This window comes from Paracoccus alkanivorans, from assembly GCF_003697785.1.
In the GTDB taxonomy this organism is placed as follows: domain Bacteria; phylum Pseudomonadota; class Alphaproteobacteria; order Rhodobacterales; family Rhodobacteraceae; genus Paracoccus; species Paracoccus alkanivorans.
On record NZ_QOKZ01000001.1, the window covers coordinates 649,611 to 673,236 of the forward strand.

The 23,626-nt window shown below is 63.0% G+C and carries 23 protein-coding genes; 7 read left to right on the forward strand and 16 right to left on the reverse strand.

The annotated features are described in order from the left end of the window. Positions 1 to 18 precede the first annotated feature (18 nt). Positions 19 to 945, reverse strand: a complete 927-nt coding sequence (gene fabD / locus C9E81_RS03250) for an ACP S-malonyltransferase (protein ID WP_122110851.1) — start codon at positions 943 to 945, stop codon at positions 19 to 21. A 148-nt stretch (positions 946 to 1,093) separates the two neighbouring features. Further along, positions 1,094 to 1,516, reverse strand: coding sequence for a nucleoside-diphosphate kinase (ndk, locus tag C9E81_RS03255; RefSeq protein ID WP_122110852.1), 423 nt, complete (start codon positions 1,514 to 1,516; stop codon positions 1,094 to 1,096). Positions 1,517 to 1,549: 33 nt separating this feature from the next. Between ndk and C9E81_RS22830 the strand changes: the two genes are divergently transcribed. Both C9E81_RS22830 and C9E81_RS03260 read left to right on the forward strand, forming a co-directional pair. Then, on the forward strand, positions 1,550 to 1,711 hold the full coding sequence (locus tag C9E81_RS22830) for a hypothetical protein (RefSeq protein ID WP_166461799.1): 162 nt from the start codon (positions 1,550 to 1,552) through the stop codon (positions 1,709 to 1,711). Between the two features lie 32 nt (positions 1,712 to 1,743). Beyond that, entirely contained in the window at positions 1,744 to 2,499 is a 756-nt protein-coding gene (locus C9E81_RS03260; RefSeq protein WP_122110853.1) for a GNAT family N-acetyltransferase, read from the forward strand. 134 nt (positions 2,500 to 2,633) lie between these two features. Here the strand turns inward: C9E81_RS03260 and C9E81_RS03265 are convergent, their stop codons facing one another. The 6 genes from C9E81_RS03265 to C9E81_RS03290 form a co-directional block, all read right to left on the reverse strand. Next, positions 2,634 to 3,272: a trimeric intracellular cation channel family protein gene (locus C9E81_RS03265; RefSeq protein ID WP_122110854.1), complete on the reverse strand. Its 639-nt coding sequence runs from the start codon at positions 3,270 to 3,272 to the stop codon at positions 2,634 to 2,636. Further along, on the reverse strand, positions 3,269 to 3,718 hold the full coding sequence (gene rnhA, locus C9E81_RS03270) for a ribonuclease HI (RefSeq protein ID WP_122110855.1): 450 nt from the start codon (positions 3,716 to 3,718) through the stop codon (positions 3,269 to 3,271). The genes C9E81_RS03265 and rnhA overlap by 4 nt, the downstream gene beginning before the upstream one ends. Continuing rightward, positions 3,715 to 4,317, reverse strand: a complete 603-nt coding sequence (locus tag C9E81_RS03275; protein ID WP_122110856.1) for a LysE family translocator — start codon at positions 4,315 to 4,317, stop codon at positions 3,715 to 3,717. Before C9E81_RS03275 ends, rnhA begins: the two co-directional genes overlap by 4 nt. Then, positions 4,314 to 4,919 carry a glutathione S-transferase family protein gene (locus tag C9E81_RS03280; RefSeq protein ID WP_243698473.1) on the reverse strand — a complete coding sequence of 202 codons (606 nt, stop codon included), beginning with the start codon at positions 4,917 to 4,919 and terminating at the stop codon, positions 4,314 to 4,316. The genes C9E81_RS03275 and C9E81_RS03280 overlap by 4 nt, the downstream gene beginning before the upstream one ends. Positions 4,920 to 4,992: 73 nt before the next feature. Further along, complete coding sequence (gene ispH, locus C9E81_RS03285) at positions 4,993 to 5,949, reverse strand: 4-hydroxy-3-methylbut-2-enyl diphosphate reductase (protein WP_122110857.1); 957 nt, start codon at positions 5,947 to 5,949, stop codon at positions 4,993 to 4,995. 283 nt (positions 5,950 to 6,232) lie between these two features. Then, positions 6,233 to 7,687 carry a cobyric acid synthase gene (locus tag C9E81_RS03290; protein WP_122110858.1) on the reverse strand — a complete coding sequence of 485 codons (1,455 nt, stop codon included), beginning with the start codon at positions 7,685 to 7,687 and terminating at the stop codon, positions 6,233 to 6,235. A 71-nt stretch (positions 7,688 to 7,758) separates the two neighbouring features. On the opposite strand from C9E81_RS03290, the gene secG reads away from it, so the two are divergent. Together secG and C9E81_RS03300 are read left to right on the forward strand one after the other, a co-directional pair. Next, positions 7,759 to 8,361 carry a preprotein translocase subunit SecG gene (gene secG, locus C9E81_RS03295; protein ID WP_122110859.1) on the forward strand — a complete coding sequence of 201 codons (603 nt, stop codon included), beginning with the start codon at positions 7,759 to 7,761 and terminating at the stop codon, positions 8,359 to 8,361. Between the two features lie 152 nt (positions 8,362 to 8,513). Further along, the gene (locus C9E81_RS03300) at positions 8,514 to 10,157 is read left to right on the forward strand and encodes a CTP synthase (RefSeq protein ID WP_122110860.1); all 1,644 of its coding nucleotides are present in this window, start codon (positions 8,514 to 8,516) and stop codon (positions 10,155 to 10,157) included. A 61-nt stretch (positions 10,158 to 10,218) separates the two neighbouring features. Here the strand turns inward: C9E81_RS03300 and C9E81_RS03305 are convergent, their stop codons facing one another. From C9E81_RS03305 to C9E81_RS03340, 8 genes are all read right to left on the reverse strand, one after another. Next, on the reverse strand, positions 10,219 to 10,629 hold the full coding sequence (locus C9E81_RS03305; RefSeq protein WP_122110861.1) for a PaaI family thioesterase: 411 nt from the start codon (positions 10,627 to 10,629) through the stop codon (positions 10,219 to 10,221). After that, entirely contained in the window at positions 10,629 to 11,717 is a 1,089-nt protein-coding gene (locus C9E81_RS03310) for an acyl-CoA dehydrogenase family protein (RefSeq protein ID WP_122110862.1), read from the reverse strand. Before C9E81_RS03310 ends, C9E81_RS03305 begins: the two co-directional genes overlap by 1 nt. Positions 11,718 to 11,721: 4 nt before the next feature. Then, on the reverse strand, positions 11,722 to 12,906 hold the full coding sequence (locus C9E81_RS03315; RefSeq protein ID WP_122110863.1) for an acyl-CoA dehydrogenase family protein: 1,185 nt from the start codon (positions 12,904 to 12,906) through the stop codon (positions 11,722 to 11,724). 4 nt (positions 12,907 to 12,910) lie between these two features. Further along, positions 12,911 to 15,001: a 3-hydroxyacyl-CoA dehydrogenase NAD-binding domain-containing protein gene (locus C9E81_RS03320; RefSeq protein WP_243698474.1), complete on the reverse strand. Its 2,091-nt coding sequence runs from the start codon at positions 14,999 to 15,001 to the stop codon at positions 12,911 to 12,913. A 27-nt stretch (positions 15,002 to 15,028) separates the two neighbouring features. After that, positions 15,029 to 16,219, reverse strand: coding sequence for a 3-oxoadipyl-CoA thiolase (locus C9E81_RS03325; protein ID WP_122110865.1), 1,191 nt, complete (start codon positions 16,217 to 16,219; stop codon positions 15,029 to 15,031). A gap of 15 nt (positions 16,220 to 16,234) precedes the next feature. Beyond that, positions 16,235 to 17,719, reverse strand: a complete 1,485-nt coding sequence (locus tag C9E81_RS03330) for a class I adenylate-forming enzyme family protein (RefSeq protein WP_166461800.1) — start codon at positions 17,717 to 17,719, stop codon at positions 16,235 to 16,237. A 38-nt stretch (positions 17,720 to 17,757) separates the two neighbouring features. Continuing rightward, entirely contained in the window at positions 17,758 to 19,734 is a 1,977-nt protein-coding gene (locus C9E81_RS03335; RefSeq protein ID WP_122110867.1) for a TRAP transporter permease, read from the reverse strand. A gap of 167 nt (positions 19,735 to 19,901) precedes the next feature. After that, the gene (locus C9E81_RS03340) at positions 19,902 to 21,041 is read right to left on the reverse strand and encodes a TAXI family TRAP transporter solute-binding subunit (RefSeq protein WP_122110868.1); all 1,140 of its coding nucleotides are present in this window, start codon (positions 21,039 to 21,041) and stop codon (positions 19,902 to 19,904) included. A 217-nt stretch (positions 21,042 to 21,258) separates the two neighbouring features. Here C9E81_RS03340 and C9E81_RS03345 point away from each other — a divergent pair, with 217 nt between their 5' ends. The 3 genes from C9E81_RS03345 to C9E81_RS03355 all read left to right on the forward strand — a co-directional run bounded on the left by C9E81_RS03345 (position 21,259) and on the right by C9E81_RS03355 (position 23,446). After that, on the forward strand, positions 21,259 to 22,077 hold the full coding sequence (locus C9E81_RS03345) for an IclR family transcriptional regulator (protein WP_122111150.1): 819 nt from the start codon (positions 21,259 to 21,261) through the stop codon (positions 22,075 to 22,077). Positions 22,078 to 22,145: 68 nt separating this feature from the next. Next, entirely contained in the window at positions 22,146 to 22,814 is a 669-nt protein-coding gene (locus tag C9E81_RS03350) for a 3-oxoacid CoA-transferase subunit A (protein WP_122110869.1), read from the forward strand. Continuing rightward, a complete protein-coding gene (locus C9E81_RS03355; RefSeq protein WP_122110870.1) occupies positions 22,811 to 23,446 on the forward strand; it encodes a 3-oxoacid CoA-transferase subunit B in 636 nt (211 codons plus the stop codon). The genes C9E81_RS03350 and C9E81_RS03355 overlap by 4 nt, the downstream gene beginning before the upstream one ends. Positions 23,447 to 23,626 lie beyond the last annotated feature (180 nt).

The following is a 23,626-nucleotide window of genomic DNA, read 5'->3' on the forward strand; positions in this document are numbered from 1 at the left end:
AGCGCCCCCCGGCCTGTTTCACCCCTTCAACGCGATAATATCCGCCGGTGTGCCGATATTTTTCACGACAGCATCGCGTGCAATCCGCTTGATCATTCCCGACAGCGCCTTGCCCGCTCCGATCTCCCAGAACTCTGTCACTCCCGAATCTGTCAGGTGCATCACCGATTCGCGCCAGCGCACCGTGCCGGTCACCTGTTCGACCAGCAACCGCCGGATCGCGCCGGGCTCGATCACCGGCTCGGCCCGGACATTGGCGATCAGCGGCACCGCAGGCGGCTGGATATCCACCCCGGCCAGCGCATCGGCCATCACCGCGGCGGCAGGCTGCATCAGCACCGAATGGAACGGCGCCGAAACCGGCAGCATCAGCGCCCGCTTCGCACCCGCTTCCTTGGCTGCCGCCGCGGCACGCTCGACCGCCTCCTTGTGACCCGAGATTACCACTTGCGCGGGATCATTGTCATTGGCGGCCTGCACGACCCCATCCTCCGCCGCCTCACGCGCAATTCGATCGACCGTCTCGAAATCGAGGCCCAGGATCGCCGCCATCGCACCCTGGCCTATCGGGACGGCTTCCTGCATGGCCTGTCCACGCAGCCGCAGCAACTGCGCCGTATCCGCGAGCGTCAACGCCCCTGCCGCACAAAGCGCCGAATATTCGCCCAGGGAATGCCCGGCAACATAGCTTGCCTCGGTAATATTGATTCCCTCGGCCTCAAGGGCCCGGAACGCCGCCATGGAGGTCGCCATCAACGCAGGTTGGGCGTTCTGGGTCAGGGTCAGCGTTTCGATATCGCCGTCCCAGATCAGCGCCGACAGTTTCTCGCCAAGCGCCTCGTCCACCTCGATGAACACGTCCCGCGCCGCCGGATAGGCTTCGGCCAGTTCGCGCCCCATGCCCACGACCTGCGCACCCTGCCCCGGAAACACAAATGCCCGCATTCTCAACCCCCTGAAATGTTTTCCCGATAAACCGGCATAGCGCGGGCGGGACATTGCCGCAACTCGCAGCGCGGACGGGACGGTATCGATGTAATGAAAAAAGGGAGGCCAAAGCCCCCCTTTTTCCTGAATTTCCATTGAAAACCGGTCAGCCGACCAGTTCCAGTCCCGAGAAAAAGAAAGCGATCTCCTGAGCGGCGGTTTCCGGCGCGTCCGAACCATGCACCGAATTTTCACCGACCGACAGGGCAAACTCCTTGCGGATCGTGCCTTCGGCGGCATCGGCCGGATTGGTCGCGCCCATCACTTCGCGGTTCTTGGCAATCGCGTTTTCACCTTCCAGCACCTGCACGACCACCGGCTCGGAGGCCATGAATTCGACCAGTTCACCGTAGAAGGGGCGCTCCTTGTGCACCTCGTAGAATTTGCCGGCCTGTTCGGGCGACAGCTTGATGCGCTTTTGTGCGACGATGCGCAGCCCCGCCTCTTCGAATTTGGCGTTGATCTTGCCGGTCAGGTTACGCTTGGTGGCGTCGGGCTTGATGATCGAAAGGGTGCGTTCGGTGGCCATGGATGTACCTTTGTCTGCGGCGGGCGCCCCGCCATGAGTGAAATCCGCGCCCGGTTATCAGGCTTCGCCCAGAGCGGCAAGACTGCGCATATTCTGCTGACGAAATCCGCACGCATCAGCGATATTCGTCGAATCCCACCACGAAAAACCGCGACCCCATTGCGCTTTCGCGAAATCGACACAACACTAGGATAGTTGATCCGCGTGGCAAAAGAGGTGCCGCCGACATGCTACCACTTCGCAAGGGCCGGTATCAGGCAAGACTGGCCGACACGTCCGAGGATATCCGCGCGGCTCAACGCCTGCGCTGGTTGTGTTTCGTTGCCCGGAACGGAACCGGTGAGGACGACGATCAGGTCGACAGCGACAGGCTTGACGCCGAATGCCACCACATGCTGGTCGAGGATGTGACGACGGGCCAGTTGCTTTGTTGTTTCCGCTTCCTGCCCCTGTCCGGCGGCTCCGAGATCGCCCGCAGTTATTCGGCGCAATTCTACAACCTTGCAGCGTTGGAAAGCTTCGACGGTCCGATGGTCGAGATGGGGCGTTTCTGCATTCATCCCGAAGCCCGCGACCCCAACATCCTGCGCATAGCATGGGCGGCGATGACCCGCTTCGTTGACGAGGCAGGGATAGAGATGCTGTTCGGCTGTTCCAGTTTCGTCGGAACTGAACCCGAAGAGCATGCCGAGGCTTTCGCCATGCTCAAGGAGCATCATCTCGCCCCGCGCCGCTGGCTACCGCGCGTCAAGGCGCCGAAGGTCTTTCGTTTCGCCCGCGCCCTGCGATTGCGCAAACCGAACCCCAAGCAGGCGATGGCTGCGATGCCGCCTCTCCTGCGCAGCTATCTGGCGATGGGCGGTTGGGTCAGCGATCACGCGGTCGTCGATCCGGCACTGCGAACCATGCATGTCTTTACCGGCGTCGAGATCCGCGCCATCCCTGCGGCCCGCAAACGGCTGTTGCGTGCCGTGGCGGGATAATCCGGCGCGGGACAATCGGCATCCGCACTCGCATACGCACCGGACCTCCTGCGAGGTATTTGGGCAAAGAAGAAGAGGAATGCCGAAGGACTGCAGAACCTTACCGGCGAAGCACGCGGAACGCGGTCAGGTGCCTATTCCCGTCCTCGAGGCGGCCGGGGCCGGTAGACCGGCAGTTTCCAGCCCCATATCAGGCTGCCGGCACGCAGCACCCATACGATGGCAGCGCAGGCAAGCAGCGCCTCGCCTCGCTGAAAGCCCAGCCAGTTCAGCGCCGCCGCCGTCAGCGCCCCGCCAAAGGCCGCGGTCAGGTAAAGCTGACCCTGTTTCAGCACCAGGGGAACCTCGTTGCCCACAACATCGCGCATAAGTCCGCCGAACGTGCCGGTCACGATCCCCATGATCACGGTGATGACAGGGCCAAATCCTCCCTCCATCGCCACGCCCGCTCCTGCCGCGACGGCAACGGCCAGCGCCACGCTGTCCAGCCAGATCAGCAATCGATAGCGGCTTTCAAACAGATGCGCGGTCCAGAACACCACCAGCGCGGCGCAAGCGGCCATCAGAACATAGGCAGGCTGATCGACCCAGAACACCGCCTCGCGCCCGAGGATCAGGTCGCGCAGCGTGCCGCCCCCCACCGCCGTCAGCGCTGCCATGAAGATGAAGCCCACCGGATCAAGCTGGGCGCGGCTGGCCACCAGCGCCCCGGTCAGCGCAAAGATCAGCACCGAACCATAGTCCAGCGCGATCAGCAGCCCCGAAAAGCTCATTTGAAGGGCGCCATACCGGCGCGCGCCAACTCATCGGCCCGCTCGTTCTCGGCATGACCGGCATGTCCCTTGATCCAGCGCCATTCAACCTTGTGCCGCGCGCGCGCCTCGTCGAGCCTTTGCCATAGCTCGGCATTCTTCACAGGTTTCTTGCCTGCCGTGCGCCAGCCATTCTTTTTCCAGCCATGGATCCATTGGCTGACGCCGTTCTTTACATAGGCGCTGTCGGTGGTGATGGTGATCTCGCTCGGACGGGTAAGCGTCTCCAGCGCCGCGATGGCGGCCATCAGTTCCATGCGGTTATTGGTGGTATCGGCCTCTCCACCCTGTAATTCGCGCTCTTTGACGATCCGCTCGCCATCCATGGCGCGCAACAGAACACCCCAGCCTCCGGGGCCGGGATTGCCGCTGCATGCCCCGTCCGTCCACGCAAACAGTTCCGTCACGCCCGGCTCACCGCCAGTTTCAGCCCAAGCATCGCGAAGGATGCAGCGAATATGCGCCGCATCCACCGCATCGCGGTTTCCGAGGCCAGCACAGCGTCCCGCCCGCTCGCCGCCAGAGCGGCATAGATGACGAATACCCCAAAGGTCATCCCGGTAAAGCCAAGGCCCAGTTCGACCAGCGCCCCAAGCCCGGCCCCGGCAGGCAGGAACTGCGGCAGGAAAGCCATGAAGAACATCGGAAGCTTGGGGTTGAGCAGGTTGATCATTATTCCCCGCCCAACCAGCTGCCGGACAGGAGTTGGTTCTGCGGCGCGAAACTGCAGGCCGCCCGCGCCTTGCAAAGCGCCCCAGGCCATCCAGAGCAGATAGGCGACACCCGCGAATTTCACAGCCTGGAACAGCACGGCGCTGGTATGCAGCAGGGCCGCCAGCCCGGCCATGGCGACCAGCATATGGATTACCGTCGCGATCGTGCAGCCAAGCGCCGCCCAAAGCCCGGCGCGCATTCCCCCGCCCAATGTCGAGGACAGGGTATAGATCACACCCAGGCCCGGCACGACGCAAACAATGAACGCGGTCAGCAGATATTCGAAACTCATTGGTCCAGCCTCATATATCCCGGCAGCGCCTCGATCCGGCGCAGCCATGCCCCTATGCCGGGAAAGCGGTCCATCTCGAATCCCCCGCGCGTTCCCGCATTGTGAGTATAGGCATAAAGGCACAGGTCAGCGAGACTCACCTCACTCCCGAGCCAGTCATGCGCTGCAAGCCGGTCCTCCATCACCTGTAGCAATGCGTGACCACGCTCCAGCAGATCGGCCAGGCGTTCGGGCGTCGCCTCCGCCGCACGGTGGGGATAGTATAACAGCGCCTGCCGAACCGCGATCACAGGCTCATGGTTATATTGTTCCCAGAACATCCAGCCAAGCACTTGCGCCCGCTCAACAGGATCGGCCGGGATAAAGGCTGTTCCCTCACCCAGATACCACAGGATTGCACCGGATTCCGCCAGCCTGCGGCCATCATCCAGCACCAGCACGGGCACCTTGCCAAAAGGCAGGATCCCTTCGGCCCTGGCGTGCGCCAGCGCATCCGAGCCGCTCTCGCAATCGACGAGTTCGACCTCGCGTCCCGTCAACGCCAGCAAGAGCCGAATCTTGTAGCTGTTGCCCGACGAAGGCATCGAATAAAGCCGCATCATCGCCCCCTCCTCCTTGCTCCAAATATCTCGGGGAAGCCCGGCCGGACAGGCAGGGCGGAGGCAGCGCCCCCTTTCACACCGCTTCCCGCAACACCCGCGGCACCTTGAACTCGACATTCTCCTGCGCCGTCTCGACGATCTCGACGGTCACATCGTATCGGGCGCGGAAGGCCTCTATCACCTCGTCGATCAGCACCTCGGGCGCGCTTGCTCCGGCGGTCACGCCGACATTGCGAACCCCCTCGATCGCCCGCCAGTCGATCTGATCCGCCCGCATCACCAATTGCGAATAGCTGCATCCCTCTGCCCGGCCCACTTCGACCAGCCGCTTGGAGTTGCTGGAATTCTGGGCACCGATCACCAGAAGCGCGTCGATCCGGGGCGCAATGGCCTTGACCGCCGCCTGACGGTTGGTGGTGGCGTAGCAGATATCCTCCTTCGCAGGGCCGACGATATTCGGAAACCGCGCCTGCAGGGCGGCGACGATTGCGGCGGTGTCATCGACAGAAAGAGTCGTTTGGGTGATGAAGGCCAGCCGTTCGGGATCGCGGGGACGCAGCCCTGCGACATCCTCGACCGTCTCGACCAAGATAACCTCTCCCTCCGGCAGCTGTCCCATGGTGCCAAGCACCTCGGGATGGCCTGCATGGCCGATCATCACCAGTTGCAGGCCCTCCGCATGATGGCGCGCGGCTTCCATATGGACCTTGCTGACCAATGGACAGGTCGCATCCACAAAGACCATCTCGCGTTGCCTTGCCTCGGCCGGAACCGATTTGGGCACGCCATGCGCGGAAAAGATCACCGGCCGGTCATCGGGGCATTCATCAAGTTCCTCGACAAACACCGCCCCTTTTTCCCGCAATGAATCGACAACATATTTGTTGTGCACGATCTCGTGCCGGACATAGACGGGAGCACCCCATTTCTGCAGTGCCATCTCGACGATCTTGATGGCACGATCAACACCCGCGCAAAACCCGCGGGGCGCGGCAAGATAAAGCGTCAAAGGCGGTTTCACATGTTTCATATTCCTGCCCTAACGCGACCATGACGCATCGTCCAGACATGGCCGATTCACATCCCACATGATTAATCCGCGAACCTAATCGCGCCAACTCCCAAGACTTCATCATTTTTATATAAATCATAACAACTTGGAAATTGACCGGGGCGCGGAAAGGGACTGCAATGGCAATAGGTCGCGACGCCATCACTTCCTCGAAAGGACATCACGAAACTCCCATGTGCCGCCCCGTCTTCTCCTTCCATGCCTAATGATGACGCTATTGCCGCGCGCCTTTCGCCGGATTTCACGCCCCCCGGTCTGCAAGTGCAAGAATCTCTGGCACGTCCAGATATGCCTCAAGATGATCGGCCAAGGCATCCAGCGTCTGCTCTATCCCGGCATCATAACCCGGCTGCGACGCGGTGCCCAATCTGCGCAGATAGGCAGCACGAAACCGGTCATCCGCGAAGAGCCCATGCAGATATGTGCCCATGATTCGCCCGTCATGGCTGATGGCTCCGTCCGGGCCGGGCATATAGGCAAAGGGACGGGCGCAATCCGGGCCACAGCTTTGTCCCATATGAATTTCATATCCCGAAACAGGCTGCCCCAGGGCCTCTCCCGTCACACGAACCAGCCGCTTGGTCCCGGCCATCTCGGTGGTGACGTCCAACAGGCCAAGCCCCTCGGTCTCGCCCGCCAGCCCATCGGAGCCGAGCGGGTCGCGGATCGACTGTCCCAGCATCTGGTAACCACCGCAGATGCCAAGCACATGCCCCCCGCGCCGGACATGCGCGGCGAGGTCCAGATCCCAGCCCTGTGCACGCAGGAAGGCCAGATCGGAAATGGTCGATTTCGTTCCGGGAATGACGACCAGATCCGCGTCTCCGGGTATCGGCCTTCCCGGCCCCAGCATCGTGAGGCGCAGTTCCGGCTCCGCGGCCAGGGGATCGAGGTCGTCGAAATTGGCAATCCGCGAAAGGGCGAGGCACACAACATGCAGTCCCTTTCCCCGCGATGCGCCCAGATCGACCGCATCCTCGGCAGGCAGTCGATGCGCATCGTCGAACCACGGCACCATGCCGAAACCCGGCCAGCCGGTGCGGGTCTCGATAAGGCGGAAACCGTCGTCGAACAGGCGCGGATCGCCACGGAACTTGTTGATCAGAAAGCCCCGGATCATGGCCGCATCGCCAGGGTCGATCACCGCCTGCGTCCCGACGATCTGCGCGATGACACCGCCCCGATCGATATCACCCGCCAGCACCACCGGCACACCCGCCGCACATGCGAAGCCCATATTCGCTATGTCACGCGAGCGCAGATTGACCTCGGCCGGGCTGCCGGCGCCCTCCACGATGACAATGTCGCAGGAGGCGGCAAGCCGGCTGAAGCTGTCCAGAACCCCCTGCAGAAGCCGCGGCCTGAGCATCGCATAATCCCGGGCTTGTGCCCGGGCAATGGCATGTCCCTGCAGGATCACCTGTGCTCCGGTGTCGGTTTCAGGCTTCAGCAGGACAGGGTTCATGTCACTCACGGGATCCAGCCCGCAAGCCCGCGCCTGCAGCGCCTGCGCGCGCCCGATCTCGCCTCCATCGGCGGTAACGGCGGCATTGTTCGACATGTTCTGCGGCTTGAACGGCGCCACCCTCAGCCCCCTGCGAAGCGCTGCACGGCACAGCCCCGCCACCAGCAGGGATTTACCTACATTCGAGCCGGTGCCCTGTATCATCACCGCGCGGGGCTTCGTGGCGGGCATGGGACACTCCGCTTGCCAACATCTGCACGGATGACTAGATAGGCGCGTCCGCAATTGAAAGGCCGAATTCCGTGCAAAATGTCGTGCTGACGATTCACCTGATCCTGGCGGTCCTTTTGACCGGGGTCGTATTGCTGCAACGCTCCGAAGGCGGCGGGCTCGGAATGGGTGGCGGCGGCGGCGGTGGCGTCATGTCCGGCAGGCAGGCCGCCAATGCGATGACCCGGCTGACATGGATTTTCGGCGTAGCGCTGTTCGTGACCTCGATCAGCCTGACGATCATCGCGGCGCGGCAATCCTCGAACAGCTCGATCATGGATCAGCTTGGCGTGCCTGAATCGCAGCAGCAGGATTCGAATTTGCCGCAACTTCCGGAATATACGCCTCCGCCCTCGACCGGCGGCGATCCGTTGACACCGCCCGCACCCGATGCGCCGGCGGCAAGCGGCGAGGCAGCCGGTGCGGATTCGGCCGAGGCTCCGGCGACGGTCACGCCGCCCGCAACCGGGGGGGCAGAAACCGAGGCTCCCGCGGCAAGCGAGGAGGTCGTAACTCCTCCCGCGACCGAAAGCACGACAAGCGAGACAACCGAACCCGCCGCCAACAACGCGGATACCGCAGCGCCGGAAGGCGATGAGGCAGCCGGATCGGAAAACCCCCGGAACTCGAATTAAGAACCCACAACAAATAGGGGCGGAATAAATCTGCCCCACATCAACTTGCGGTCCATTGCGGCCACGGGACGAATCGCTTATAACTTAAGTCCCGTGATGCCGGCTGTTCGAGGGCCCGCGATCATATTGGTTTTGCACATCACGGGGGCTCCATGGCGCGTTATATATTTATCACCGGCGGGGTGGTTTCGTCCCTTGGCAAGGGTCTTGCTTCCGCCGCGCTCGGCGCCCTACTGCAGGCCCGTGGCTTCACCGTCCGGCTGCGCAAGCTGGACCCTTATCTGAATGTCGATCCCGGCACCATGTCGCCATTCGAACATGGAGAGGTATTCGTCACCGATGACGGAGCCGAAACTGATCTGGATCTGGGTCATTACGAACGCTTCACCGGCGTATCGGCCCGCCGCACGGATTCCGTCAGTTCGGGGCGCATCTATTCCAATGTGCTGGAAAAGGAGCGCCGTGGCGAATATCTGGGCAAGACCATTCAGGTCATTCCTCACGTAACGAATGAAATCAAGGACTTCCTGGCCATCGGCGAGGATGAGGTGGATTTCATGCTCTGCGAGATCGGCGGCACGGTCGGCGATATCGAGGGCCTGCCCTTCTTCGAGGCGATCCGGCAATTCAGCCAGGATCGTCCGCGCGGACAATGCATCTTCATGCATCTGACATTGCTGCCATGGCTTGCCGCCTCGGGCGAACTGAAGACCAAGCCGACCCAGCACAGCGTCAAGGAGCTGCGCTCGATCGGGATCGCGCCCGATGTGCTGGTCTGCCGCTCGGAACAGCCGATCCCGGAAAAGGAGCGCGCCAAGATCGCATTGTTCTGTAATGTTCGTCCGGACGCCGTGATTCCCGCCTATGATCTGAAATCGATCTACGAAGCCCCGCTGGCCTATCACCGCGCCGGTCTGGATCGCGCGGTTCTGGACGCGTTCCAGATCAGCCCCGCGCCGCGCCCCGACCTGTCGCGTTGGGAAGACGTCATGGACCGGCTGGAACATGCGGAAGGCAAGGTCAGGATCGCCATTGTCGGCAAGTATACGCAGCTTGAAGATGCCTATAAATCCATTGCCGAGGCGCTGACTCATGGCGGCATGGCGAATCGGGTCCGGGTGCGGGCCGACTGGGTGGACAGCGAAAAGCTGGAAGACGACGGCATCAACCTGCTGGACGGTTATCACGGGATCATCGTGCCGGGCGGCTTTGGCGAACGCGGAACCGAAGGCATGATCGCCACCGCCCGCTATGCGCGCGAGAAGAAAGTGCCCTATCTTGGCATCTGCCTTGGCATGCAGATGGCTGTGATCGAAGCGGCGCGCAACCTTGCGGGAATGCCCGATGCGGGATCAGAAGAATTCGACCACGAGGCCGGCAAGACCCGCTTTACCCCCGTGGTCTACCACCTGAAGGAATGGGTGCAGGGCAATTACACGGTCCAGCGCAAGGTGACGGACGACAAGGGCGGCACCATGCGCCTCGGCGCTTATACCGCTGTGCTGGAGCCCGATTCCAAGGTCTCGGAAGCCTATGGCGGCGCATTGCGGATCGAGGATCGCCATCGCCATCGCTACGAGGTCGACGCAACCTATCGCGAGGCGCTGGAAAAGGTCGGGCTCAGGTTTTCCGGCATGTCGCCGGACGGCAAGCTGCCCGAGGTGATCGAGTATCCCGACCATCCCTGGTTCATCGGGGTGCAGTCGCATCCCGAACTGAAATCCAAGCCATTCGATCCGGCACCGCTCTTCGCCGGCTTCGTCCGGGCCGCGATGCTGGAAGGCCGGCTGGTATAGAGAAATGACCGGGCGATGACCCGGCCATTCCATAACCTGTTCGACGTGACGTCGACGGGGCTCAGCGCTTTTTCACCACCCGGAATATCGCGGTCGCCGTGGCCAGCAGCCGTCCGTCCTCCGCGCGCAGGTCGGCTTCGATGAATTTCAGGCTTCGGCCGCCACCGGTTACGCGACCTGTCGCAGTGACCCGCCCTTCGGTGGCTCCGGCGATGAAATTCACGTTTATCGAGACTGTCACCACGCCGCTGCCCACGTCTCCCAGATGGTTGCGCAGGGCGGTGCCGCAGCCGTTATCCAGCAGCATCGAGACAAAGCCACCATGCAGCACCCCCATCCGGTTGAGATGCTGCGGACCGATTTCAAGCGAGCAAGCCCCGGTCTGGTCGTCCGGCAGGAACGACCTGTAACCGACCAGTTCCCTCGCGCCCGACCGATCGATCGGCAGCAAATCGTCGGCCTCGCCCTCCATCACGCGGCCCTGCCTTTTGCCGCGCCGCCGAGTTCGAGCAAGCGCAACACATGGTCATTGTGATCGCCCAACTGGTGGTCGATCATCACCAGCCGCTTGGCGTAATGCGCGCCGGGATACTCCCAGGTCATGCCGATGCCGCCATGCATCTGAACCGCTTCCTCGGCGATTTTCCGGCCCATCCGCCCGATCAGGTTCTTGGCCATCGACACGTTGCGCGCCTGATCCTGCGTGCCGAAACCGGCCACTGCCGCGATGGTGATCGAACGGCATTGCTCCAGTTCGACCAGCATGTCCACGACGCGGTGCTGCAGGGCCTGGAAGGTCGCGATAGGCCGGCCGAATTGCTGACGCTGACCCAGATAGTCGATCGTCAGGTCGATCAGATGGGCCATGGCACCCACCGCCTCGGCGCAAAGCGCGACACGGCCCAGGTCCAACGCATCTTCCAGATCGGCGCGGCAATCAGGCGACAGGCATTCCACCTTCAGGTCATCCATGACCAGATCCGATACGCCGCCACCGTCAACCATCGTGGCAGAGATCAATTCGGGGCTTTCGACCTGGAACAGGCCAATCCCCGCATCGGTCCGCGCCGCCACAAGCAGATGATCGGCACCGGGCGCGCCATAGATGGCGGATTTGCGGCCCGTCAGCCGCCAGTCCCCGCCGTCCCGCCGCGCCTGCGCCTCGATATGGGACAGATCGCAGGCGACATGCGGTTCATAGACGGCCAGCACGGGACGCGCGCTGCCAGCCACTATCGCCTCGACCAGATCGCTCCGGCCAAGACCCGCCAGCAGCCGCAGCCCCATCAGCGCACCCAGTAGGGGTTCGGCGCACAAGCCCCGCCCGACCTCTTCGAAGATGACCGAGACATCCTCGGCGCTGCCGCCGAAGCCGCCCTGTTCTTCGCCGATGAAAGCCCCGATAATGCCAAGCTCCGCCAGCCCGGCCCAGATTTCAGCCGAATGCCACGGTTCGGCATAGGCATGGGCGTTCCGCGTTTCGATATCGTAATTGTCGGTCAGATAGCGGCGCAAGCTGTCCGCCAGCATCTGGTGGTCCTCGGAAAGATTGAAGTCCATGGGATCACCTCCGGAACAGTTCTTTGGCAACGATGTTGCGCTGGATTTCGTTCGAACCGCCAAAGATCGACAGCTTGCGATTGTTGAAATAGGCGGGCGCGGCGCGGGCGGCCTCGACCGGCACGGCCAATTCGTTCTCGGACAGCTCACTGGCCATAGGCGCGGCCTGCGGCCCGAGAGCCGAGCGATACAGGTCCTGGATCGCCTGCCGCACCTGTGTGCCCTTGAGCTTCAGCATCGAGCTTTCGATACCGCCTGCCGCTCCGCCCTTCGCATTGGCCAGCATCCGCAGATTGGTGATCCGCAATGCCTCCAGCTCGGTCTCGATCTCGGCGGCGCGGGCGGCATAGATCGGGTTATCCGCAATCTTGCGGCCGTCGCGGGTCATCTGCCGCGACAGGCGGTGAAAGCGCTCCATGTCCTTCATCGAAAAGCCGGTGCCGGCAATATTGGTGCGCTCATGCGTCAGCAGGTATTTGGCGATGGTCCAGCCCTGGTTCTCCTCGCCCACCAGGTTGGCGACGGGGACGCGAGCATCGGTGAAGAATACCTCGTTCACCTCATGCCCGCCCTCGATCAGCCGGATCGGGCGCATCTCGACGCCCTTGGTGTCCAGATCGACCAGCAGAAAGCTGATTCCCTCTTGCGGCTTGCCCTCGGTCGAGGTCCGTACGAGGCAGAAAATCTTGTTGGCATGCTGGCCAAGCGTGGTCCAGGTCTTCTGCCCGTTGACGACGTAATGATCGCCGTCGCGCACCGCCCGTGTCTTGAGGCTGGCCAGATCGGAGCCCGCCCCCGGCTCGGAATAGCCCTGGCACCACCAGTCGCTGCCGTCCAGGATCCGGGGCAGGATCTCTCGCCTCTGCTCTTCGGTGCCGAATTTGAGCAGCACCGGCCCCAGCATGTTCAGGCCGAAGGGCACCAGCCGTGGTGCATTGTGCAGCGCGCATTCCTCGGCAAAGATATGGCGCTCCACCGCACTCCAGCCTGGACCGCCATATTCCTCGGGCCATGTCGCCGCCAGCCAGCCGCGCTCGTGCAGGATCGCCTGCCAGCGCAGCAGATCATCTTTCGAAAGCTCCTTGCCCGCCGCCACTTTCCCGGCTAGCTCTTCGGGCAGGTTGTCTTTCAGGAACGCACGCACCTCGTCACGGAACGCGCGCTCTTCTGGAGTGAATTCGAGGTCCATCCGTTCATTCCTTGTTCAGATCGGCAAAGCCGCGGCCGCTATCGGCCAATTCGCGCAAGAGCGGCGGAACCTGCCAGTAATGCGCGTCTTCCCTGGCATAGGTCTCGATCCGTTCGATCAATGTCTTGGCTCCGATCCGGTCGGCATAATTGAGTGGCCCGCCAAGATGACGCGGAAAGCCATAGCCGAACAGGAACACCGCATCGACATCGACGGGGCGCTGTGCGATCCCTTCCTGCACGACACGGGCGGCCTCGGAAATCATCGCGGTCATGTAGCGGTCGGTGATATCCTTGTCGCTGAATTCGCGCGGGGTCACGCCCGCGGCCTTGCGCTCGGCTTCGACGATGGCCACGGCATCCGGGTTCGGTTTGCGCGTCTTGGGATCGTCATAAAGATAATAGCCGCGCCCGGTCTTGCGCCCGAACCAACCATTCTCGCAAATCCGGTCGGCGATGGTGACATAGCGTTCCTCGGGCGGACGATCCGGCGCCTTGCGCTTGCGGGTTGCCCATCCGATATCCAGCCCGGCCAGATCGCCTACGGCGAAGGGTCCCATCGCGAAGCCGAAATCCTCCAGCGCGCGGTCGATCTGCTCGAAACTCGCCCCGTCCAGCAGCATGTAATCCGCCGCCTTGCGGTAATGGGCGAGAATACGGTTGCCGATGAAGCCGTCGCAGACGCCCGAGCGCACCGCGACCTTCTTCATCCGCGCGGCCAATGCCCATGCGGTCGCCACCACCTCGGGCGCGGTCTGGTCCGCCACCACGACCTCCAGCAGCCGCATGACATGAGCCGGAGAGAAGAAATGCAGCCCGATCACGTCCTGCGGGCGAGAGGTCATCGCGGCAATGGCGTTCACGTCAAGATAAGAGGTATTCGTGCCCAGCACTGCGCCAGCCTTACAGATCCGGTCGAGCTTGCCGAAGATCCCGGCCTTGACCGACATTTCCTCGAACACCGCCTCGATCACCAGGTCGACAGGGGCGAGGCTTTCCAGATCGGTCGTTGCATTCAGGGCGGCCAGCGCCTTGTCGCGGCCATCCGCCGTCATCTTGCCGCGCTTGACTGCACCATCGAGGTTCCTGGTCACGGCAGCCTTAGCCGCCTCGGCCCGCTCGGGCGCCATTTCGATCAGCGTCACCGGGATACCGGCCTGCAACAGGGCGGTGGCGATGCCGACCCCCATCGTGCCGCCACCGATCACCCCGGCGGTCTCGACCTGACGCGGCTCTGCCTGCGCCTCGGGGATGCGCTTGACGGCGCGTTCGGCGTTAAAGGCATGGATCAGGCCCTGCCGGTCGGGGCTGTCCATCAGTTCCATGAACAGCGCCCGCTCGGCCTTCAGCCCTTCGGCGAAGGGTTTGGCGATTTGCGCCACGGCCTCGACCGCCTTGATCGGCGCAGCCAGTGCCGGACGCTTTTTGCGCAGACGTTGGGTGGCGGCCTCAATCAGCGCGGGGTCCAGATCGACCGAGATCTCGGCTGTGCGCCGTGTCGGCAGCGAGCCGTCCAGAACCGCCCTCGCCCCGGCCAATGCGGCCTCGCGCGGGGATGCGTCATCAACGCGGTCTACGATGCCCAGCTCTTTTGCCTCATCAATAGGAACCTGACGGCCCGAGCTGATGATATCGATGGCTTTCTCCAGCGCGATCAGGCGGGGCAGACGCTGCGTTCCGCCCGCGCCGGGCAGCAGACCCAACGTTACCTCGGGCAGCCCGACCCGCGCGCCGGGCAGACCGATCCGCGCATGGCAGGACAAGGCAAGCTCCAGCCCGCCGCCTAGGGTCGTGCCATGGACAACGGCGACCACCGGCTTGCCGCTGGCCTCGATCCTGTCCAGAACATCAGGCAGGCGAGGCTCTATCGGCGGCTTGCCGAATTCGCGGATATCGGCCCCTGCCGACAGCGCCCGCCCCTCGCCATGAATGGCGATGACGCGAATCTGCGGGTCGGCATTCAGTTGCTCAATCGCATCCGACAGCCCCTGCCGCACAGCTGCCCCAAGCGCGTTGACCGGAGGATTGTTCAGGCAGATCAGCCCGATCTCGCCCTCGGTCTCGACGCGCACCGGCATTGTTTCACTCTGGCTCATATCTGATCCTTTCGTTTCCCGCCGCGTTCAGGCGACGCGCTCGATGACCATCGCGATGCCCTGCCCGACACCGACGCACATCGACAGGCAGGCATATCGCCCGCCGCTCCGCTCAAGCTGCCGCATCGCGGTCAGGATGATCCGCGCGCCCGAGGCGCCAAGCGGATGGCCGACCGCGATCGCGCCGCCATTGGGGTTCAGGCGGCTGTCAGCGGGATCGAGTTCGAGTTGCTTGCAGCAGGCCAGGACCTGGCTGGCGAAGGCCTCGTTGATCTCGATCAGGTCCATGTCCTGCATGGTCAGGCCAGCGCGTTCCAGCGCCTTGGGCACGGCAAAGCCCGGCCCGATCCCCATTATGCGGGGCGGCACACCGGCAATCGCGCCCGAAACGATCCGCGCCCGGGGCTTCGGCCCCAGGTCCTTGGCACCCACCAACAGCGCCGCCGCGCCGTCATTGACGCCCGAGGCATTGGCCGCCGTCACCACGCCGCCCTCGAAGATCGGCTTCAGCGACGCCATCTTTTCCAGCGTCGTCTCGGGGCGGGGATGCTCATCCGCATCGACCACGGTCACCGCGCCCTTGCGGCCCGGGATCTCGATGGGCAAAATCTCGTCCCTGAAGAAACCATCCGCTCGCGCCGCCTCGTATTTCTGCTGGCTGGCATGGGCAAAGGCATCGCTTTCCTCGCGCCCGATCCCGTAATCCTTCGCCAGATTATCGGCGGTCTGCGGCATGGTGTAATCGCCGAACTCCTTGGCGAATTGCTTGTTCGGAAAGCGGGTGCCGATGGTCGAATCGTAAATCTTGGGCTGGCGGTCCCAAGCGCTTGGCGATTTGCCCATCACGAAGGGCGCGCGAGTCATGCTTTCGGTGCCGCCGGCAAGATAGAGACCCGCTTCTCCCACGGTGATCGAACGGGCCGCATCCAGCGCCGCCGCCATGCCCGAGCCGCAAAGCCGGTTGACGGTCAGCCCGCCTGCCCCTTCCCGCACGCCCCCCAGAAGTCCCGCGAAACGCGCGACATTGCGGCTGTCCTCGCCCGACTGGCAGACATTGCCGAGGATAACATCCTCGATCTGCTCGACCGGCAGATCCGAGCGTTCGATCAATGCGCGGATGACCCTGGCCGCCAGATCGTCGGGGCGAACCGCCGCCAGCGCACCGGCATGACGCCCGAAGGGGCTGCGCAAACCGTCGTAGATATATCCTTGAAGCATGATCGTCCTCGTCCTCTAGGTTTCGTCCAGTTCAGCCCGGAAATGTTCCAGCAGCTTGTTCTTCAGAATCTTGCCCGTCGCCGCCTGTGGCAAGGCATCGGCAATGATTACCCGTGCGGGCACCTTATACGGCGCCATCCGGCCGCGCACCCAGTCCCGCAATTCAGCTTCGGTCACCTTGTCCTGCGTGGTCACGAAGGCAAGCACATCCTCATTACCGTCTCGCGCCCGTCCGACCACCGCTGAAAGCGCGACGGCAGGATGGGCGGTCAACACCGCCTCGACCTCGGGCGGGTAGACGTTGAAGCCGGAATGGATGATCAGTTCTTTCAGCCGCCCCACGATATGAACGGTGCCGTCGGCCTCCTGCCGTGCCAGATCGCCGGTGCGCAGGAAACCGTCCTCGGTCAAGGTAGCGTGGGTGGCCTCCGGGTTGCGGAAATATCCCTTCATCACATTGGGACCGCGCGCCCATAACTCGCCCACGCCGTTCTCGTCGGGCTCATGGATCAGCACCTCCATTCCCGGCACCGGCAGCCCGACCGCGGCATCGCTGCGCGGGCTCTCGATCCGGGTGGTTGCGATGCCCGGTGATGCCTCGGTCTGGCCATAGCCGTTATGCAGGACCTGCCCGAAAACCCGCTCGGCCCGCTCCTTCAGGCTCAGGTCCAGGGGAGCACCGCCCGCATAGAGATAACGTAGCCGATGCTCGGGCTTTTCGATGCCAAGCTCTTTCAGGCGCCGCAGCAGGGCGGCAAAAATCTGCGGCACGGCGGGCAGGATGGTCACGTCCTCGCGGATATGTCGCAGCACCTCGTCGGCATCGAAGCGCGGCATGGCGATCAGCCGCGACCCACCCATCAGCCCGGCCAGGAAAACCGAGGTCAGCCCGAAGATATGGGTTCCCGGAATGACGGCCAGCGTCGTGTCCTCCGGCCCGATCCGGCGCAGCCCCGCCGAAGTCCGGCACATGAACAGCAAATTGCCATGGGTCAGCATCACCCCCTTGGGCTCTCCAACCGTGCCGCTGGTATAGATCAGCGCGGCGGTCTGGCCGGGGCCATCCTCGACCGGTTCGAGCATGGCTTCGCGCAGCGGCGTCACCAGCAAATCACCGCAGCGCAATTGCCCCAGTGACACGGCCTTAAGCCGCGCGGCATGCGTTCTTGCCGCCGATGACGCCTCGGGGGTAAAGACGGCACAGCGTGCATCCGCCACCTCGATCAGCCGATCCAGTTCGGCAGGAGTCAGCCGGGCATTGGCCAGTGTCGCCCACGCATCGAGACGGCTTACCGCCAATGTGACCGCCAGATAGGTGACGCAGTTTTCGCTGACCACCAGAACCCGGTCACCCGGACGCACCCCATGATCACGAAGCTTTCCCGCGATCACCGTGACGAGTTCGCCAAGCGCAGCATAACTGTAATCGCTTCCGTCGTGATCGGTGATGGCGATGCTTGCAGGCGCGCCCTGCGACAAGACCTCGTGGATACGCCTCAAGGTTGACCTCCCCTCCGCAACTCTCCCGGCCTGTTCCATCATGGCTGACCTGTCGCCGCGACGGCGGGCTGACCGCGCCGATAGGCTATCAGGACCGGCAGAGATGCCAGTGCAGCACCCAGGGCTGCGGTCGTGCCAAAACCGATCCCGGCAAAGGGCATCGCCGGCAGGGCGAACAGGAAGCCGCCCAGGCACAGCATGGCGCGCAGCAGATACTCGCCCCGGCCTGCCAGCGACCCGGCCGCCACGATATAGCCCTGCAACCCCATACTGATCATCCCGACCCCGATCACCGCGCAGACCAGTGCCACAGCAACTTCGAGCGTGGGAGCGTTGCCGATCAGCGCCGGATTCAACACGAAGAGGAATGGCACGACATAGATGATGCTGCCAAGCCGCATCGCCTCGAAACCCGCCCGCATCGGGCTGGTTCCGGCAAGCGTCGCGGCGGCATAGGCACCGAGGGCGACAGGCGGCGTGATATAGCTGACCATGCCCCAGTAAAGGATGAACAGATGCACCGAAAGCCGGTCCAGCCCGCCCGCCTCAAGCGCCGGGGCAAGGACGATGGCCAGAAAGATATAGCAGGCCGTCGCAGTCATTCCCATGCCGAAGACAAAGGCCGTCAGCGCCCCCATCACCAGCAGGATGAACACATTCTCGCCCGCGATGAACAGAAGCTCGTTCACCAGCGTCCCGGCCAGGCCGGTGGCCGAGAACGACCCGACGATCAGTCCTACACCAAGAATGACCGCAGTCAGTTCGGCAAGGCTGGAGCCGACGCCCATGACGATATCGAGCAGCTTGCGCCACGTCATGCGGTTCCCCGGCAGGCACTGGTTGATCGCCAGCAGCAGAAGCACCGAATAGAAAGGCGCCGCCGTTTCCTGCCGCAGCACCACCATCATGAAGATCAACAGCGCGAAAACCAGCACATAGGGCCAGCCCTTGCGCAGCGTGTCGCGCAGCGCCGGAACCTCGCCGCGCGGCAGGCCCTTCAGGTCACGGCGCGCGGAATAGGCATCGATCTGCACGAACAGCGCCAGATAAAACAGCAGCGACGGAATGACGGCGGCGACAACGATTTCGGCATAGGGAACCGACAGGAAAGACGCCATGACGAAAGCCGTCGCACCCATGATCGGCGGCATCAATACGCCCCCGGTCGAGGCGCAGGCCTCGGTCGCTGCCGCAGTCCTTGCGGAAAATCCGGTGCGGCGCATGGTCGGGATCGAGACGACGCCGGTGGTCAGCACGTTCGAAATCACGCTTCCGGACATCGAGCCCATGAAGCCGCTGGCAAAGATCGAGACCTTGGCGGCTCCGCCGCGATAGCGGCCCACGAGGCCCAATGCGAGATCGTTGAAGAACGCGCCGCCGCCGGTATGCTGCAGCACCGATCCAAAGATGATGAAGCCGATCACCACCCCGCCGAAAGCCTTCATCGGGATGCCGAAAATGCTTTCAGAGGAATAGACGTGATACGAGAAGGCCTCGCTCAGCGTGCTTTGAAAACCTGAAAACGGAGCGGGAACATGACCGGCGAAAGTGGGATAGAAGGCAACGACGGTCACGACGATCGCCAGCACCAGCCCTCCGGCCCGCCGCGTCGCCTCCAGGACAAGACCGGCGAAAAGGAACGCCACCCATTGCGCGGCGACCGGTGCGGCGAATTCCCAGCCCTCGTTGAGGTTCTGCTGCGCGGTTACCGCGATATAGGCACCAGCCCCCAACGACATCCCTGCCAGCAACCAGTCGAGCGGCGAGACGGAGCCAAAGCGTTTGCCCCGGATGTCGAATACCAGGAAAGTCGCGGCCAGAAACAGCGTCGCAAGGATGTTGAGATACCGGCCCTCCAGCATTACCAGGCCAAAGGGCCTGATATTGAACAACTGGTTGATCACCAGCAGGATCGCCGCGACAGTCAGGGCAAGCAACGTGACGTGCCGGACGCTGCGATATCCGCCTTCTGGTATTTTTTCGGGATCTTCCAAGGCAGTATCAGATGGCTGCATGTCGGCCTCCTCTCCGGGATGCGGGCGCGGGCAGAACGCGAAAAGAACTGCACGATCCGCATAGACTGTCGGGACCGGCTATCCCGGCCCGTCTTTTGGCAAACCGTCCCGAGATCAGCCGGACGGGTGCCGAAGGAGGCGATGCCTGTGCCCCGCCTCCGGCAAGCTCAGAACACGACCTTGAAGCCCGCATCGGCCAGGGCATCGCGGCGCTTTTGCGACCAGGCGGCAACCCAGTCATCGGGGTTCTCGGCCTCAAGCTCCTTCCAGGCAGCCTGCAATACTTCCTGCCGTTCGATCAGCCTGTCATTATGGGCCTGCGCCTCATCGCTCCAGACACCCAGTTCCTTGAAATAGGCAATGGCGCCATCGTGGTAGGGCACGACCCAGGTGAAATTCTGCTTGTCGATATTCCAGCCACCGATACCCGGCGCCTTGCCGTCATATTGCGGGAAGAGTTCGACCATCGCCTTGGTCATGTTATAGACCAGATCGGGATCCGCATCCGCCATGCTCACCAGAACCGGATAGGCATAGGTTGCCCCCTGAACCCCGTCGGTGCCGTCGATCCCCGCCCCGACACTCGCCTTGTTCGGTGTATAGAAAGGCGCGACATCGGTCAGCCGCTTGAAGGCTTCCTCGTCAGCCGGGTCCATGGGCGGCCAGAGCAGGCCGCGCGGCCCCGCCGCCGCCTCGTAGGCGGGGCCGGTATTGGTCGAACCGAACATCGCATCGACCTCGCCCTCGATCAGCCCGGTCCAGCCGGCCCCGTAGCCGCCGAATTCAACCTTGGTCACGTCGTCCCAGGTCAACCCGGCATAGGCAAGATAGGCCTCCATGTTGACGTTAAGCCCCGGCGCGCCCGCGATCCATGCCACCCGCTTTCCGCGCAGATCAGCATAGGTTTCGATGCCGGCATCCGCCGCCACACCGACCGAAAGGTTCACATCGCCGCCAAAATTGGCCAGCAACACGCGCAACGGCTGCGGCCCCCAGTTCTTTTCACCGAATTCGAAAGCGCCCTCTTGCGCCATGAAGCTGCCGCCGATCCCGGTGGCCGAGAATTCGACCCGTCGCTGACGCAAGGGCTGGGTGCGCGACACATCGTTCTTGCCCGGCAATATCCGCAAGCTGGTGCCGGTTGCTTTCTGGAGTTCGCCGCCGATAGCGACGGCCTGATTGAAGCCCGCCGATCCGGTGTCATAGGCGGTCCAGGACATCTGCCTTGGCAGCTCGATATCCTGCGCGCCGGCTCCGCCCGCCATGAACAGAACGATACCGGCCACCGCTCCCCTGAGAATATTCATTGATTTCCTCCCTGCAGATATCGATTGCGTTGGACATCGCGTCGAATTTTTGCGAATTATTGTTTCGCACAGCGAACGGATAGGGCGGAGAAGCCGCCTGTGTCAAGCGATTCCATTCTGTAGAAATGCAAAACATTCGTTCGCAATGCGAAATTACTTGCATCCAGACCATCTTTGTCCAACACTGCTCCTGTGCTCCAGAGGCGAAGCAGGCATGATGTCGAAAGATCAGATAACGGAGGATGCAGAGCATCCCGAAGAGGCGGAGGCCGGCGACCGGCAATTCGTGAGTGCGCTCGCACGCGGGCTGGATATCCTCGGCTGCTTTCGCATCGATGACCGCTTCCTGTCCAATCACGAGATTTCACGCCGGACCCGGCTTGCCAAGCCGACCGTCTCGCGGCTCACCTATACGCTGACAAAAACGGGCCATTTGCTGCGTGACGAAGCCAGCGGCGAATACCGGCTTGGCGCCAAGGTTCTGCAACTGGGTTTTGGCGTGCTGGCCGCGACCAGCATATCCGACCGCGTCACGTCGGAACTGAGCGCATTGTCGAAAGGTCCGAACCCCTATGTGACCGCCGCATTGGCGGAACGCAGCGGCATTCGCGCCGTTTACCTCGCGGTCCGGCGCTCGCATCAGGCAGTGTCGCTGTCGATCGGGGTCGGCGCAAGGCTGCCGCTGTTTTATTCCGGCATCGGTCGGGCCATCATCGCCGGGATCTCCGAAGAGGAACGGGCCGAAGTGCTGGCCATGGGCATTCAGGAATTTCCCGAGCAGCGTGAGCGCATGGAACAAAGCATCCGCGACGCGGTCAGTGATTACGAAACCTACGGATATTGCACCAGCTTCGGGGCATGGAAAGCCGAAATCAACGCTATCGCGGCCCCGCTGCGGTCTCTCGACGGCACGACCGTTTATGGCATCAATATCGGCGGCCCGTCCTTTCTGATCTCGCCCAAGGAACTGCACAAGGAATACGGTCCGGCATTACTGGAAACCGTCCGCAAACTGGGCGGGATGGAGGGCGGCTGAGCCATGCTTTCGGCAACGGGTCGAAAAACGCGAAGCGGAATCGTTTCACATCGGAGGGGAAGGACTTCATGATCGACAAGCGGATCGGCGATCTGGCCACGGCGGTCGCGCCGATATTCGATGGCGCCGCCATCATGGTCGGAGGCTTCGGCAATTCGGGCATCCCGGCGGGACTTCTGAACGCCCTGCTGGATCACGGTGCGCGGGAACTGACGATCATCTCGAACAATGCCGGGGCGGGCGAAGACGGCATCTCTTCCCTGCTTCGTGAAAAGCGGGTGCGCAAGGTCATCTGCTCTTACCCGCGCTCACCCGGCTCGATCTGGTTCGAACGGCGCTACGAGGCCGGCGAGATCGAACTCGAGATCGTTCCGCAAGGTACCCTGGCAGAGCGCATCCGCGCCGCCGGGGCCGGGCTCGGCGGGTTCCTGACGCCCACGGGCTACGGAACTCTGCTGGCCGCGGGCAAGGAGACGCGGGAAATAGATGGCGTGGGATATGTGTTCGAGCCCCCCTTGCCGGCGGATTTCGCCCTTATCCGGGCAGAGGCCGGTGATCGTTGGGGCAATCTGCGCTACCACGTCACGGCGCGGAATTTCAATCCGGTGATGGCCACGGCGGCACGGCACAGCATCGCCGAGGTCCGGCACCTGTCCGGGGAGCCGCTGGAACCCGACTCGGTGATAACTCCCGGAATCTTTGTGGACAGCATCGTTGAATACGGAATACGGCCATGAAACCACTTGACGAAAATGCCATGGCAGCAAGGCTTGCGCAGGACATTCCGGACGGGGCCTATGTCAATCTGGGTATCGGCCTGCCCAACAAGGTCGCCCATTTCGTCCCCGAAGGGCGCGAGGTGATGTATCACACCGAAAATGGCCTGCTTGGTGTCGGCCCGGCGCCCGCAACGGGCGAGGAAGACCCCGAACTCATCGATGCCAGCAAGAAATTCGTGACCATGGTTCCCGGTGCGGCGCTGTTCGACCATCCGCTGGCCTTCTCGATGATGCGGGGCAATCATCTCAGTATCGCGGTGCTGGGGGCCTATCAGGTCGCTGAGAATGGCGATCTGGCGAATTGGGCGACGCTTGAGCAAAGCTTTCCTCCCGCGGTTGGCGGCGCGATGGATCTTGTCGCAGGTGTGCCGCAGATATTCGTGCTGATGCGCCACACCGCCCGGGATGGCTCGCCCAAACTTTTGAAGCGGTGCAGCTATCCCCTGACCGGCGCCGGAGTCGTGACGCGGGTCTATACGGATCTCTGCGTCCTCGAGGTTACACCCGAAGGCTTCCGGCTGGTCGACCTCGCCCCCGGCAACAGGCTGGAAGAGGTGCAGTCGGTTACCGAAGCGCGCATTCTGACATAAGGCGCACGCAGCAAGCCGGCTCAACAGCACCCGGAACCGAAATTCAACGCCAGACAGTGCCGCCCGGGTGGCGGCGCGATGCCGCGGCACCCTGCGCCTCCGGTCCCGGGCACGGGAATGGCGAGCACATCTTCTTATCGTGTTCCCGGCACGATGACAGGAACCTTGATGATTTACCCG